This is a genomic window from Pseudoneobacillus rhizolycopersici (assembly GCF_054786815.1).
In genome coordinates, this window is the sequence record NZ_JBTOOE010000028.1 from 1 (window position 1) to 15073 (window position 15073).

A 15073-nucleotide genomic window follows, 5' to 3' on the forward strand; every position below is an offset into this window, starting at 1 on the left:
CGCCGATGGTAGTTGGAGGATTCCTCCTGTGAGAGTAGGACGTCGCCAGGCAAATTGAAAACAACCCGGAAGGGTTGTTTTTTGTGTTTCTACATGAGAAGTTGATCAATCCCACCAAAAGGATAAGAAACACATAAAACCGACATATAGACATACAACATAACCTCCATTTCAACATACAATAGTAATCAAGTAACCTACCAACGTGAATTTTCATAATATTGTATAAAACCCATCCAAATAGAGCAGAATAGGGGTATGGAGGTGGAGTAACCTGAGTACACTATTAACAGAAAAACAAATTGGAGAAACATGTGTTATTTGTGAGCAAAGTAAATTAAGAGGAATCCATTTATACACCTCGTTTATTTGTACAGACTGCGAGCAAGATTTAATCCGAACTGAGACCGATCATCCTAAATATAAATACTTCCTACAAAAATTAAAAAAAATTACCACGCCTGAAATCTATTCATAACAGCCCTCTAAGTAAGGGTTCTTTTTTTTGCCCCCAAAATATTTCGGAAATTCCCTTGAGCCAAAATACATCATCTCGTTATTTCCCCCAAGATGAGATTTTTTCTATTGGATTTGATAAAATAAATAGGATACTAGCAAAAGGATGTAAACCTAATGAAACAACAAAAAGTACCACTTTTTGAAGCTTTGCGCCAGCATCACCAACGGAAACCAGTTTCCTTCCATGTTCCAGGCCATAAAAATGGCCATATTTTTAATGAAGAGGCTTTTAAATACTATCGTCATGTCTTATCCATTGACGTCACTGAGCTTTCTGGTTTGGATGACTTGCATGCACCTGATGGGGTTATAAAAGAGGCGCAAGACTTACTAACTGATGCCTATCAAACAAAGGAAAGTTTTTTCTTAATAAACGGCTCTACCGTTGGAAATTTAACGATGATTCTAGCTTGTTTTAAGGAAGATGAAACAGTTTTTGTCCAACGTAATTGTCATAAATCCATTTTGAATGGGTTAAAGCTTGCAAAGGCAAATCCCGTTTTCATTGAGCCAGAATTTGATAGCGAGTGGAAGGTTGCAACCGGTATTGACATTAACAGCTTAAAAAGTGCATATCAGGACTTTCCAGATGCAAAGGGTATCATATTAACTTATCCGAATTATTACGGACATACTTATAATATTGAGACCATTATTGATTTTTGCCATGCCAATGATATGGTTGTACTGGTAGATGAAGCACATGGGGCCCATTTTATCGCAGGCTCGCCCTTTCCGGCTTCCAGTTTACAATATGGTGCAGATATCGTGGTCCAATCAGCCCATAAGACCTTACCAGCAATGACGATGGCTGCATTTTTACATGTCAATAGTGAGCAAATACCGATAAATAAAGTCCACTCTTTATTACAGATTTTGCAATCGAGTAGCCCGTCCTATCCGATTATGGCATCATTGGATTTAGCGAGAAACTATATTGCTACTTATGATTCAGAGGACAAAAGCCATTTGATTAGTCAATTACAAGAATTTATTCTTGGAATACAACAAATACCTACGATTAAGGTACTTTACCATACAACCGAGGGTGATCCTCTAAAAATCGTTATTCAATCAACAATCGGCCTAAGCGGCTATGAGTTGCAGGAAAAATTACAATCAGTCGGGATTGATTCAGAGCTTGCTGACCCATATAATGTTCTGCTGGTTTTTCCATTATTAAAAAAACCAGCGGTCTTTAATCAAGATGAAGTGCTCCAATCGATTAAGGCCACATTAGAAAGTGCAACTTCAAATAATTTAGTCAATCCACCAAGCTATATAAGAAGAAACCAAGCTTACTCAAGTTTAAAAATGAAATATCGGAATCAAGAAGATACCGCAATAATAGCGATTCCCTTTACAGATTCGATTGATAAAGTTTCAGCTGAGATGATTATTCCATATCCACCTGGGATTCCACTTTTAATGGAAGGTGAAGCAATCACTGCAACGAAGCTTGAAGAATTACAGCAATTGCGGAGCTTAGGTGCTAAGTTCCATGGTGGATCTTGTTTGTCTGAAGGAAAAATAAATGTGTTTGAGTGAGGAAATAGAAATGAATAATGGAAGATTTATTTCGTTAGAAGGTCCTGAAGGGGCTGGAAAAACGACAATTATATCAATGGTAGCAACAGAGCTTGAACGACTTGGGTTCGAGGTTTTACAAACACGAGAGCCAGGCGGAATTGATATCGCTGAAAAAATAAGAGGTATTATTTTAGATAAAAGCCATACAGCCATGGACCCAAGAACAGAGGCACTGCTTTACGCGGCGGCCAGAAGGCAGCATTTAGTGGAAAAGGTCAATCCCGCACTTGAGAGCGGAAAAATTGTCCTCTGTGACCGTTTTATTGATAGCTCGTTGGCCTATCAGGGCTATGCCCGTGGTTTAGGGATTGATGAGGTGTTTTCAATAAATGAGTTTGCCATCGGGGAACGGATGCCGGATTTGACGATTTATTTTGACCTTGATCCAAGAATGGGTTTAGACCGGATTAATCAGCAGCAAAAACGGGAAGTCAACCGGCTAGATTTGGAAAATATCGAGTTCCATAATAAAGTGTGTGAAGGCTATCATATTCTACTAAATCGTTTTCCAGACAGAATCAAAAAGGTTGATGCGTCATTAGCGATAGAGTTGGTTCTTGATCAAGTGAAAAGATTAATTTTAACAAAACTTTAGGTATGTTATTGGAAAATTTAGAATTTTTGAGTGGGAAATCCCTGTAAGGTTAGGGTTTACCTGTTATAATAAAGGGAAAAGAAACGGTAATCTCTCATAAGGGGCTGATAGAATGAAATTAATATTTGCAGTAGTCCAAGATCAAGATAGCAATCGTTTATTATCACAATTGGTTAAACATAATTTTCGTGCGACAAAATTGGCCAGTACAGGCGGGTTTTTAAAATCAGGAAATACTACGTTTATTATTGGTACTGATGATATTCGCGTTGATAAATGTCTGCAAATTATTAAGGAAAATTGCCAATCAAGAGATCAGTTGGTGGCACCAGTATCACCGATGGGTGGCAATGCAGACTCCTATGTGCCATATCCTGTCGAGGTAGCTGTTGGTGGAGCAACCGTGTTTGTGTTACCTGTAGAACAATTCCATCATTTTTAAAATAGGCTGTGTTAACGATAAATGTAGTTATTAAGCACCTGTTGATTGGAGCGGAAGGCACTCGACTCCTGCGGGAGATAGCGGCCAAGGGTGAGACCCCGCAGGAGCAAAGCGACGAGGAGGCTCACCGGACGCCCACTACAGCGGAAATCAACAATTTTATTTAACACAGCTTTAAAATAGAATATAAATTAGGGTTAGGAAGTGGCATTTTTGGTCAAAAATTGGGAGCAGCTTCAAGAGCTTCAACCTATTGTATTAAAAATGTTAAGAAATAGTCTCCAAAAAGATCGGGTTGCCCATGCTTATTTATTTGAAGGGGCAAGGGGGACCGGTAAAAAGGACGTAGCCTTTTTATTAACTAAAGCAATTCTTTGCCAACACCCCATTGATCAATATGTTCCATGTGAAACATGTATCAATTGTAAACGGATTAATCATGGGAATCACCCTGACGTACATTTGCTTGAACCGGATGGACTTTCGATAAAAAAAGGGCAGATAAAAGCTTTGCAGGAGGAGTTTTCCAAGGCTGGGGTTGAATCAAAGAAGAAAATGTATTTGCTTACCCACGCCGATCGAATGACGACCAATGCTGCAAATAGTTTATTGAAATTTTTAGAGGAACCAAATTCCGAGACAATTGCCATATTAATGACAGAACAAATTCAACAAATCCTACCAACCATATTATCTCGATGTCAAGTATTATCGTTCAAACCGCTTTCCCAAGAACATTTAACAGAGAAAATAGTCGAATTAGGTGTAAAAAGGGAACAAGCTCCAGTACTTGCTGCGATGACGAACAATATTAATGAAGCAATTGCCTTAAATGGTGACGATTGGTTTGCACAAGCACAAAAAATAGTGGTAAAATTATATGAGGTGCAACGACGAAATCCTCTTGAGGCATTATTAGTTCTCCAAGAAGATTGGTTTTTGCACTTTAAAGAAAAAGAGCAAATCGATCGTGGGTTAGATTTACTTCTTTTACTCATTAAGGATTTATTATATATACAGGTTGGAAAAGAAGACCAAGTTGTTTTCATTAATGAGCGGAACCGTTTAGAAACATTTGCTTTTTCTTCAGGGGAGACAGCCCTTTCTTCCCAATTATCTTTCGTTTTAGAGGCAAAAAGAAAGTTACAGGCAAATATGAATCCCCAATTATTAATGGAGCAGCTTGTGTTGAATTTGCAGGAGGGATCTTCTTTTGTATGATGTTGTAGGAGTACGCTTTAAAAAGGCAGGTAAAATATACTATTTTGATCCCGGCGACCTCTCCATTGAAAAGGACGACTTTGTTATCGTTGAAACAGTCCGTGGTGTGGAGTTTGGTAGGTGTGTCATAGCTCCAAAAAAAGTGGGGGAAAATGATGTTGTCCTTCCTTTAAAAAAGGTATTGCGTCTTGCTGATCAAAAGGATCGAATGATCGTTGATGAAAATAAACAAGCAGCAGCGGAAGCGTATCAAATATGTAACGAGAAGGTAAATGCACACGACCTTGATATGAAATTGGTTGATGTTGAATATACATTTGATCGGAACAAAGTCATTTTTTATTTTACTGCAGACGGTAGAGTGGATTTCCGTGAACTTGTAAAGGATTTGGCAGCTATTTTTCGCACAAGAATAGAGCTTCGCCAAATTGGGGTTAGAGATGAAGCAAAGATGTTAGGCGGAATTGGCCCTTGCGGAAGAATGCTTTGTTGTTCAACCTTTTTAGGGGATTTTGATCCAGTATCTATTAAAATGGCAAAAGATCAGAATCTGTCATTGAATCCAACGAAAATTTCCGGGTTATGTGGTCGCCTTATGTGCTGCTTAAAATATGAAAATGATGAATACGAATCTGCCAAGGAGCAATTGCCAGACCTTGGTGAAATCATTGAAACGCCGCTTGGTCGTGGAAAAGTAGTCGGTTTAAATATTTTAGAAAAGGTTCTTCAAGTTGAATTAAAAGATCAAGAGCGAGTAATTGAATATACAATTGACGAAATTATAAAAGAGGGCGCTGTTTCATTACAATCCACAGATTAAGAGGTGGAGAACGTGGATAAAAAAGAAATCTTTGAATCGGTCATTCTAATGGAGACGCAAATTGGTCATTTATATACTCAGCTTGGTGAATTAAAGCAGCATTTAGCAGAAATACTTGAGGAAAATAATTCATTGAAGCTAGAAAATGAGCATTTAAGACGTAGACTTGATCAAACAATGAATCAAAAAAAGAGCATAACTGAAAAGGTGCAAAAATTAACTCCTCATCAGGCAGGAGACACTGAGGATAAAACCTTCGATATTGGTGAAGGCTATGATAATCTTGCAAGACTTTATCATGAAGGCTTTCACATTTGTAACCTCCACTTTGGAAGTCCACGTAAAGAAGGAGATTGCCTTTTCTGTTTGTCATTTTTAAATAAAAAATAACAGGGGAGCTGAATTTATTCAGCTCCATTTTCATATTTTGGAGGATTTAGGATGGTAATGTTAAAAGATGATGAGCGCCTAGACTATTTATTAGCGGAGGATTTAAGGATAATTCAAAGCCCTTCGGTATTTGCCTTTTCCTTAGATGCAGTGTTGCTGTCTAAATTTGTTTATGTACCAATTCAAAAAGGAAAAATGATTGATTTATGTAGTGGAAATGGGGTTATTCCTTTATTTCTAAGCACAAGGTCAAAAGCTGATATTGTCGGTATCGAAATCCAGGAACGTCTTTATGATATGGCGTGTCGAAGTATTACTTATAATAGGTTAGATTCAAGAATTAAAATGATTCATGGGGATATAAAAGAAATTTCACACAGATTAGGTCACGGCAAGTTTGATGTGGTGACGTGTAATCCACCTTACTTTCCGACTCCTTCCCAAGATGAAATTAACGAAAATGAACATTTAGCCTATGCACGTCATGAAATCTTATGTACATTAGAAGATGCCATCAAAGCTTCGAGTCAGCTAGTCCGAACAGGCGGAAAAGTAGCATTTGTCCATCGGCCTGGACGACTAATGGATATCCTTTCTTTAATGAGACAATATAAATTAGAGCCTAAGAAAATTCAATTTGTTTATCCGAAGCAAGGGAAAGAGGCTAATACGCTTTTAATAGAGGCAATCAAAAACGGTCGGTCCGATTTAAAAATCTTACCTCCCCTTTTTGTCTATAAAGATGATAATGACTATACAGAAGAGGTAAAAAAGATTCTATATGGGGAAAGAGGTCTTAAAGATGTGGATGCAGAAAAGCTTTGAAAATGAAGATCGTAAAGGAATCTTATACCTCGTGCCAACCCCGATTGGCAATCTTGAGGATATGAGTATAAGGGCACTTAGAATATTAAAGGAAGTCAATTGGATTGCTGCTGAAGATACTCGGAACACGAAAAAGCTTTGTCATTATTTTCAAATCGAAACGCCGCTAATTAGCTATCATGAACATAATAAACAGGCTAGTGGCCAAAAAATCATAGATAAACTCAAAGAGGGGGAGAAAATCGCATTGGTCAGTGATGCCGGGATGCCGACAATTTCGGACCCAGGTTATGAATTAGTAATCAGTGCAATGGAACAACAAATGACCGTTGTTCCACTCCCAGGTGCAAATGCTGCTCTTACAGCACTAATTGCTTCCGGTTTGCCAACACAGCCCTTCTATTTCTATGGCTTTTTAGATCGACAAAAGAAAACAAAAAAGAAAGAGTTAGAGAAATTAGCTAGGATAGACTCAACGATTATTTTATATGAGTCACCCCATCGGCTAAAAGAAACCTTGGAATTAATGGAAAACTTCCTTGGCAATCGACGGCTCGTTCTATGCCGTGAACTTACCAAAAAATATGAGGAATTTATTAGGGGAACTGTTGAAGAATTGCGCCAGTGGGCTAATGAGGATGAGATAAGAGGCGAATTTTGTCTGATTATCGAAGGAGCGACAGAAACGGTAAACGCAGCGGAAAACAATCTATGGTGGGAGGAACTATCGCCCAAAGAGCATGTTGAACATTACATCTCTACGAACGGGCTATCTTCTAAAGAAGCCATAAAATTAGCTGCAAAAGACCGCGGTGTACATAAAAATGAAGTCTATCAAGCTTTTCATGTAGAATGATAAAAAAAGCAGCCTCATCAAAACCATGAGGCTGCTTTAATATTATTTTGAAGCGACAACAAATGCACCTTGGATTTCATTTAATAATTGCTCTGCACCTTCACGGCTTAGAATTAGCTTACCGCCAGCAAGAGAAATATTTGTATCAGAAACTTCTCCAGTGATTTGGCAAGTCATATTTGGCTTGTATTTCTTTAAAATAATGCGGTCATCATCCACATAAATTTCTAAAGCATCCTTTTCAGCAATGCCTAAAGTGCGGCGTAATTCGATTGGAATAACTACACGACCAAGCTCATCAACTTTACGAACAATACCTGTTGATTTCATATTTACTTTTCTCCTCTCAAATTTAACAACTATTTTTCTGTTTATATTTTCGTCATTATTCGACAAATTCCGTGTGTTTTTATAATACCAGTCATTCCCATAAACGTCAATTACTTTTAAATGGAAAAAATGTGAACAATTTATGAAGTTCTACAAAATGAGAAGTACCAACGTTTTTTGATAATGACTTGGAAAAATTATTTAAAAATATAGGGGGAATTATCCTTATTTTTAAATAATTTAAAATAAATGGAATTCGACAAAATTCAACAAATTCTCCATTTCACACTCATAAGTTTCGACAAACTGGAACTCTTTTTGTGGGTTAAACTTTTGGTATTTCTCCCTTCCTTGCGAAATTACTATTTTTTAGGTATATTTTGTTGGTATAAAAGGAAAAGGATAGATATACTTGTAAGAAATAAAGGAAGGTAGGAGGAAATCCTGATGGAGAAAAATTCAAAAACGTTTTATCTCACAACTCCGATTTATTATCCGAGCGGAAATTTACATATCGGTCATGCCTATACGACAGTAGCTGGGGATGCGATGGCAAGATATAAACGCGTACGTGGCTTTGATGTTATGTATTTAACTGGGACAGATGAACACGGCCAAAAAATTCAACGCAATGCTTTAGAGGCTGGGAAATCCCCACAACAATATGTAGATGATATTGTATCAGGTATCCAGGCTTTATGGAAGAGATTAGATATCTCTTATGACGATTTTATCCGAACAACAGAGGATCGACATAAAAATATTGTCGAAAAGATTTTTGCCAGATTAATGGAACAAGATGATATTTATCTGGATTATTATGAAGGCTGGTACTGTACCCCATGTGAATCTTATTATACGGATCTACAGCTTGTTGATGGTAATTGTCCAGACTGTAATCGACCTGTTGAAAAGGTTAAGGAAGAGTCCTACTTCTTCAGAATGAGCAAATATGCAGATCGATTGCTACAATATTATGAAGAAAATCCAACCTTCATCCAACCTGAATCACGTAAAAATGAAATGATTAATAACTTCATTAAACCTGGTTTGGAGGATTTAGCTGTTTCTCGTACAACCTTTGATTGGGGTATCAAAGTACCTGGAAATCCGAAACATGTTATTTATGTTTGGATTGATGCTTTATCTAATTACATTACTGCCCTTGGATATGGAACGGAAAATGATTCGAAATACCTCAAGTATTGGCCAGCTGATGTTCATTTGGTTGGGAAGGAGATTGTCCGTTTCCATACAATCTATTGGCCAATTATGTTAATGGCATTAGATCTTCCACTTCCTAAAAAGGTTTTTGCCCATGGCTGGTTATTAATGAAGGAAGGGAAAATGTCGAAATCGAAGGGGAATGTTGTCGACCCTGTTATGCTGATTGATCGGTATGGTTTAGATGCCGTTCGTTACTATTTATTGCGTGAAGTACCATTCGGCTCTGATGGTGTCTTTACCCCAGAAGGTTTTGTTAATCGCTTAAACTTTGATTTAGCCAATGACCTAGGAAATCTATTAAATCGAACAGTTGCAATGGTCGACAAATATTTTAATGGTGAGGTGCCTGTTTATAAAGGCTCTGTCACAGAATTTGATGCATCATTATTGCAGGTTAATCTTGAAACGGTGAAAAAATACGAAGAAGCAATGGAAAGTATGGAATTCTCTGTTGCTTTAGCCAATGTTTGGCAGTTAGTTAGTAGAACGAATAAATATATTGATGAGACTCAGCCGTGGGCTCTTGCAAAAGAAGAGTCGAATCGTGACCAACTGGCAAGTGTGATGACACATCTTGTCGAATCATTACGTCGTACAGCCATTTTATTAAAACCTTTTATGACACAAACACCTGATAAAATCTTTAAGCAATTAGGTTTAACAAATGCCAATAACCAGACTTGGGAAAGCCTAGAAGACTTTGGAATTACTTCAGCTGGCGTAAAGGTTGAAAAGGGCGAACCGATTTTCCCACGCTTAGAGGTGCAGGAAGAGGTTGATTATATTGTGGCCCAAATGTCAGGGGGCAAAAAGACAGAACCAACCCCTGAGGTGATCGCAGAAAAGGTAGATGAGGTTGCTGAAATAACTATTGATGATTTTATGAAGGTCGATTTGCGGGTTGCACAAGTCATACAGGCAGAACCAATTAAAAAGGCAAATAAGCTATTAAAGTTGCAATTAGACTTAGGCTATGAAAAACGTCAAGTTGTTTCTGGAATTGCGGAATTTTATAAACCAGAAGAATTAGTTGGACGTAAAGTAATCTGTGTAACCAACTTAAAACCAGTGACCTTAAGAGGGGAACTTTCCCAAGGAATGATCCTAGCAGGCTCTAAAGATGGTGTACTTTCATTAGCCACTATCGCAGAATCACTGCCACTCGGTGCAAAAGTAAAATAATTATTCGACAAGAATGTACATAGAAATGTTTCACATGAAACATTTCTATGTTTTTTTCTATATTTAGACAAATTTCAGGGAACAATATCTCGATTACTCGATTTATTATATAAAATAAGGGGACATTTTTATGTTATTCGACACTCATGCGCATTTAAATGCGGTGCAGTATAATGAAGATTTATCTGAAGTGATTAGTAGAGCTAAAGAAGCGGGAGTTTCTAATATTGTTGTCGTTGGTTTTGATCGGCCAACCATCACAAAGGCGATGGAGCTGTGTGAGACTTATGACTTTATTTATGCTTGTGTGGGCTGGCACCCAGTGGATGCAATCGATATGACGGAACAGGATTTACAATGGATAGAAGAGCTTGCCTCCCACCCTAAAGTAGTAGCACTTGGTGAAATGGGGTTGGACTATCATTGGGATAAATCCCCACATGATATTCAAAAGGAAGTTTTCCGTAAACAAATCCAACTGGCTAAAAAGGTTAAACTGCCCATTGTCATTCATAACCGTGATGCCACAGCAGATATTGTGGAAATTTTAAAGGAAGAGGGAGCTGCTGAAGTTGGTGGTATCATGCATTGCTTTAGCGGAAGTGTTGAAATTGCTAAACAATGTCTCGATATGAATTTTTACATTTCATTAGGAGGACCCGTAACCTTTAAAAATGCCAAAAAGCCAAAAGAAGTGGCAGCTGAAATCCCATTAGACAAACTGCTTATTGAGACGGATTGTCCATACTTAACACCGCATCCACATCGTGGAGAGCGAAATGAACCTGGTTATGTAAGGCTAGTAGCAGAACAAATTGCTGAAATAAAAGGGCTTTCATATGAAGAAATTGCGCGGACAACATCCGACAATGCCAAAAAATTATTCGGCATAAATTGATATCAAATGATGTCGAATAATTGATAGGTTTGTCCCTTTTTTTTCGAAAAATAAAAAGTTCTACATGTCTCCTTTTCTTCATAGGATAACCGTGTCGATAAGTTTTCCTTCCTTTTTGTCAGAATAGTATGCATAATAGGGAATACATTTAAAAAATGGCTATAAAGTCAATCGCTAAAGCAAGCGGAAAAAACTGGCGAAATTGTAGGGTTGACAGTTGGACAGATTTTACCATATAATCACTCCAAGAAAAGGAGGCGTTTTTCATCGTGATTCCAAACATGAAAAACCTGTTTTCTACGTCTTTGAGCAAGAAAAAATGGGCAATCATTTCTAGTAGTCTAGTAGCTTTTGTGACAACACTTGCGGTACTAACCTATGAAGGAACAAAGGATACGGTAGCCCTAACACTTGATGGAGAGAGGCAAGTCATTAAAACCCATGCTGACACCGTACAGGAGTTGTTTAATGATCTTGATATTTCGCTCTATAAAGAAGACTATCTATCTCATAAACGAGATACGAGGATTAAGGACGATTTAGAAATTGTCTGGAAACCGGCAAAACAGGTTGAAATGGTAGTAGACAACGAGAAGAAAACGATTTGGACAACAGCTGATACAGTTGCTGACCTCTTAGTCGAGCAGAATATTGCTTTAAAAGAATTTGATGAAATAAATGTTGAACAAGACACAGCAATTAAGGGTAAAATGAGTATTGCCATTGACCAGGCATTTCAGATTACGTTAAATAACGGCGGAAAAAAAGAAAAGGTTTGGACTACTTCGACTACGGTCGGTGACTTTTTAGCACAACAAGGAATTACCCTTAAACCATTAGACCGAGTTAAACCAGCATTAGATGCGGCCGTTCAAAATGATACAGTCGTTAATGTTGTTCGAATTGAAAAGGTCACCGATGTAGTGGAAGAACCAATTAAATTTGCTGTTGTCAAAAAGAAAGATGCTAAATTATCAAAAGGAAAAGAGAAAATCGTCTCTGCTGGTCAAAATGGCTTAATGACCAAGGAGTATGAAGTGGTTCTTGAAAATGGTAAAGAGGTATCTAGAAAATTAGTTAAGAAGAATTACTTAAAGGATCGTAAAGATCAAGTGGTGGCCGTCGGCACGAAGGTGGCAACAAAACAAGTGTCCCGTGGTATGGAAACAGGTCTTGAATATTATGTGACATCTACGGCTTACACGGCTAATTGTAATGGATGTTCAGGCTATACGGCGACAGGCATTAATCTCCACCAAAATCCTGGTATTAAAGTCATTGCTGTCGACCCAAGCATTATTCCTTTAGGTACAAAGGTATATGTTGATGGCTACGGTTATGCAGTGGCTGCCGATACGGGTTCTGCTGTAAAGGGCTATAAAATTGACTTGTTTTTTGCAACCAAAGCGGAAGCCTATCGTTGGGGTAACCGAACGGTTAAGATTAAAATTCTAAAATAATCAATTCGAAGTGCAGAGGATTTTCCTCTGCATTTTGCTTTTTTCGTAAAATAATTGATAATATATTACATATATCTTGTGTTGCCATTATATCCATTTAGACGGTTTATATTACCCAAATGTTTCAGGATTTTTGCAAAAAAATTTTAAAATAAAGGATAGAAAGCATTGAAAATAAAAGAAATCATTGTTGTCGAAGGAAAAGATGATACCGTTGCGATTCATAGAGCTCTTGATGCGGATACGATTGAAACAAATGGCTCAGCTATCAATGAAGAGACCATTATTAAAATTAAATTAGCACAAGAAACAAGAGGAGTTATTATTTTTACCGATCCTGATTTTCCAGGGGAAAAAATAAGAAAGACCATTGAGCAAAGAGTCCCAGGCTGTAAACATGCCTTTTTGCCAAAAGGAGAGGCGATTCATAAACATGGGAAGGGTGTTGGCGTCGAGCATGCCTCTGTGGAATCAATTCGTCGTGCCTTAAGAGATGCCCATCTGATGCAGGAGGATATCGCTGAACAAATTACCAAGGAGGACCTTTTGACAGCAGGTTTAATTGCTGGTCCCTATTCCAAGGAACGGAGGGAGCGGCTAGGGGAAATCCTTAAAATAGGCTATACCAACGGAAAACAATTACATAAAAGATTAATGATGTTCCAAGTGAGTATGGAAGATTTCGCTCATGCAATTCAGTCGTTAGATTCAGGAGGGAAAAATGAATAAAGATATTGCTACCCCAAACCGAACGAAGGCCATTTTAGAAAAGTATGGCTTTTCCTTTAAGAAGAGTTTAGGACAGAACTTTTTAATTGATACGAATATTTTAAAAAGAATCGTCGATCATGCGAACCTATCGCCTCAATCAGGGGCAATTGAAATCGGGCCAGGGATAGGTGCCTTAACCGAACAATTAGCGAAAAATTGCCAAAAGGTTGTTGCTTTTGAAATTGACCAAAGACTATTACCAATTTTAGCTGACACCTTATCACCCTATCCTCATGTTAAGGTGATTCATCAGGATATTTTAAAAGCGGATGTATTGTCGATGATGAACGAAGAATTTTTTGGTATCGAAGACGTCATGGTTGTCGCTAATTTGCCATACTATGTGACGACACCAATTATTATGAAACTTCTAGAGGATAGGCTCCCAATTAGAGGAATTGTTTGTATGCTCCAAAAGGAAGTAGCTGACAGAATTTCCGCGTCTCCAGGGACAAAGGATTACGGCTCATTGTCGATTGCTGTTCAATATTACACCGAGGCAGAAACAGTGATGATTGTCCCAAAAACGGTGTTTGTCCCGCAGCCAAATGTTGACTCGGCTGTAATCCGGTTAACGAAGCGACAAACACCGCTTGTTCAAGTCAAGGATGAGGCTTTCTTTTTTCAAGTTACCCGTGCAAGTTTCGCTCAAAGGCGGAAAACCCTTTTTAATAACCTCCAACACGGACTAAATAACGGTAAAGAAAAGAAAGAATTAATCTTAACTGTGTTAGAGCAAGTACAAATTGACCCGCAAAGACGTGGGGAAACATTAAGTATTGAAGAATTCGCGCACTTAAGTGATGCACTGTACGAACATTTTAAGTAACATATTTTTCAGCGCTCGCATAGGCTAAGTAAGTAACAGTTTAGATGAAAGGCTGTTTCTTTAAGTTTAGCTCGTTTTTAGGAGCGTGAGAAATAATGGATTATGTTGGAAGATTATCTTATGATTGTGACATTATTTTTCGAATAATCGATACCAAGATGGAAAATGGTCAAAAAATCGCAATTCTTTACGGGGAAGATTATCGTCTTATTGCAGATGCGCCGTTTCATGATTTAGTGAAGATGGACCCGATGGAAAGACAAAAACGTTCTAAGGAAATTCGCTCGTTAGAAGAGCAATCCCTTCAGCTGTTTCGTCAGGAAGTCAATTTAATGAAAGAGAGACAGGAATACGAGGTTACTCGAGGTTATAGCAAAGAATCTAATTACTTTCAGATTCCGGGTAAAGTCCTCCACCTTGATGGGGATTCGACTTATTTGAAAAAGTGTACCGATGTATATGAAAAGGTAGGAATTCCTGTATATGGCGTCCACTGTAGTGAAAAGGAAATGGCAAGGCGAGTTGGACAGTTAATTGATGATTATCGCCCAGATATATTGGTTATTACTGGTCATGATGCATACTCGAAATCAAAAGGTGATTTTACCGACCTGAATGCTTACCGCCATTCAAGGGACTTTGTTCAAACTGTCAAAGAAGCGCGGAGAAAAATACCTCATTTAGATCAGCTCGTTATTTTTGCAGGTGCCTGTCAATCCCATTTTGAATCGTTGATTTATGCAGGGGCGAATTTTGCTAGCTCGCCATCCCGCATAAATATCCATGCACTCGATCCTGTTTATATTGTCGCTAAAATTAGTTTTACCCCCTTTATGGACAGAATTAATGTCTGGGATGTATTACGAAATACTCTAACAGGTGAAAAGGGCTTAGGTGGTATTGATACTAAGGGTGTTTTGCGTATGGGGATGCCTTATCGAATTGAAATAAAAGACCAAGAAGAGGAATGAAAGGAGTTCACAACATGTGCACTCCTTTTTTATTTGGGCTATGGTACAGAAACGTTTGTTTTAATTACCTTTGCTTGGAGCGGAAATAAACCATTTAATTTAACACAACCTTTTTATTAAATTTTTTTCATACATATTTAGTTCTTT

16 protein-coding genes are annotated in these 15073 nt (G+C 37.9%); 15 read left to right on the forward strand and 1 reads right to left on the reverse strand.

Annotated features, from left to right (window positions below):
* Nucleotides 1–274: 274 nt before the first annotated feature.
* The 9 genes from ACX9YW_RS20145 to rsmI all read left to right on the forward strand — a co-directional run bounded on the left by ACX9YW_RS20145 (nt 275) and on the right by rsmI (nt 7258).
* A complete protein-coding gene (locus ACX9YW_RS20145) occupies nt 275–478 on the forward strand; it encodes a sigma factor G inhibitor Gin (RefSeq protein WP_460349987.1) in 204 nt (67 codons plus the stop codon).
* Between the two features lie 155 nt (nt 479–633).
* Nucleotides 634–2067, forward strand: a complete 1434-nt coding sequence (locus ACX9YW_RS20150; protein ID WP_460349889.1) for an aminotransferase class I/II-fold pyridoxal phosphate-dependent enzyme — start codon at nt 634–636, stop codon at nt 2065–2067.
* A 10-nt stretch (nt 2068–2077) separates the two neighbouring features.
* A complete protein-coding gene (tmk, locus tag ACX9YW_RS20155) occupies nt 2078–2704 on the forward strand; it encodes a dTMP kinase (RefSeq protein WP_460349891.1) in 627 nt (208 codons plus the stop codon).
* 112 nt (nt 2705–2816) lie between these two features.
* Nucleotides 2817–3146, forward strand: coding sequence for a cyclic di-AMP receptor DarA (gene darA, locus ACX9YW_RS20160; RefSeq protein ID WP_460349893.1), 330 nt, complete (start codon nt 2817–2819; stop codon nt 3144–3146).
* Between the two features lie 213 nt (nt 3147–3359).
* Nucleotides 3360–4367: a DNA polymerase III subunit delta' gene (gene holB, locus ACX9YW_RS20165; RefSeq protein WP_460349895.1), complete on the forward strand. Its 1008-nt coding sequence runs from the start codon at nt 3360–3362 to the stop codon at nt 4365–4367.
* Entirely contained in the window at nt 4360–5187 is an 828-nt protein-coding gene (locus ACX9YW_RS20170; protein WP_460349897.1) for a PSP1 domain-containing protein, read from the forward strand. The genes holB and ACX9YW_RS20170 overlap by 8 nt, the downstream gene beginning before the upstream one ends.
* Nucleotides 5188–5199: 12 nt before the next feature.
* A complete protein-coding gene (gene yabA, locus ACX9YW_RS20175) occupies nt 5200–5577 on the forward strand; it encodes a DNA replication initiation control protein YabA (RefSeq protein WP_460349899.1) in 378 nt (125 codons plus the stop codon).
* Nucleotides 5578–5628: 51 nt separating this feature from the next.
* The gene (locus ACX9YW_RS20180) at nt 5629–6402 is read left to right on the forward strand and encodes a tRNA1(Val) (adenine(37)-N6)-methyltransferase (protein WP_460349901.1); all 774 of its coding nucleotides are present in this window, start codon (nt 5629–5631) and stop codon (nt 6400–6402) included.
* Entirely contained in the window at nt 6380–7258 is an 879-nt protein-coding gene (rsmI, locus tag ACX9YW_RS20185; protein ID WP_460349903.1) for a 16S rRNA (cytidine(1402)-2'-O)-methyltransferase, read from the forward strand. The genes ACX9YW_RS20180 and rsmI overlap by 23 nt, the downstream gene beginning before the upstream one ends.
* 42 nt (nt 7259–7300) lie before the next feature.
* Here rsmI and abrB read toward each other — a convergent pair whose 3' ends face one another.
* The gene (gene abrB / locus ACX9YW_RS20190; protein ID WP_460349905.1) at nt 7301–7588 is read right to left on the reverse strand and encodes a transition state genes transcriptional regulator AbrB; all 288 of its coding nucleotides are present in this window, start codon (nt 7586–7588) and stop codon (nt 7301–7303) included.
* Between the two features lie 447 nt (nt 7589–8035).
* Here abrB and metG point away from each other — a divergent pair, with 447 nt between their 5' ends.
* The 6 genes from metG to yabG all read left to right on the forward strand — a co-directional run bounded on the left by metG (nt 8036) and on the right by yabG (nt 14926).
* Nucleotides 8036–9997, forward strand: a complete 1962-nt coding sequence (metG, locus tag ACX9YW_RS20195) for a methionine--tRNA ligase (RefSeq protein ID WP_460349907.1) — start codon at nt 8036–8038, stop codon at nt 9995–9997.
* Between the two features lie 130 nt (nt 9998–10127).
* On the forward strand, nt 10128–10895 hold the full coding sequence (locus ACX9YW_RS20200; protein ID WP_460349909.1) for a TatD family hydrolase: 768 nt from the start codon (nt 10128–10130) through the stop codon (nt 10893–10895).
* 281 nt (nt 10896–11176) lie between these two features.
* On the forward strand, nt 11177–12355 hold the full coding sequence (locus ACX9YW_RS20205) for a ubiquitin-like domain-containing protein (protein WP_460349989.1): 1179 nt from the start codon (nt 11177–11179) through the stop codon (nt 12353–12355).
* 168 nt (nt 12356–12523) lie between these two features.
* Nucleotides 12524–13084 carry a ribonuclease M5 gene (rnmV, locus tag ACX9YW_RS20210; protein WP_460349911.1) on the forward strand — a complete coding sequence of 187 codons (561 nt, stop codon included), beginning with the start codon at nt 12524–12526 and terminating at the stop codon, nt 13082–13084.
* Nucleotides 13077–13955 carry a 16S rRNA (adenine(1518)-N(6)/adenine(1519)-N(6))-dimethyltransferase RsmA gene (gene rsmA, locus ACX9YW_RS20215; protein WP_460349913.1) on the forward strand — a complete coding sequence of 293 codons (879 nt, stop codon included), beginning with the start codon at nt 13077–13079 and terminating at the stop codon, nt 13953–13955. The genes rnmV and rsmA overlap by 8 nt, the downstream gene beginning before the upstream one ends.
* A 95-nt stretch (nt 13956–14050) precedes the next feature.
* On the forward strand, nt 14051–14926 hold the full coding sequence (yabG, locus tag ACX9YW_RS20220; protein ID WP_460349915.1) for a sporulation peptidase YabG: 876 nt from the start codon (nt 14051–14053) through the stop codon (nt 14924–14926).
* The last annotated feature ends 147 nt before the right edge of the window (nt 14927–15073 follow it).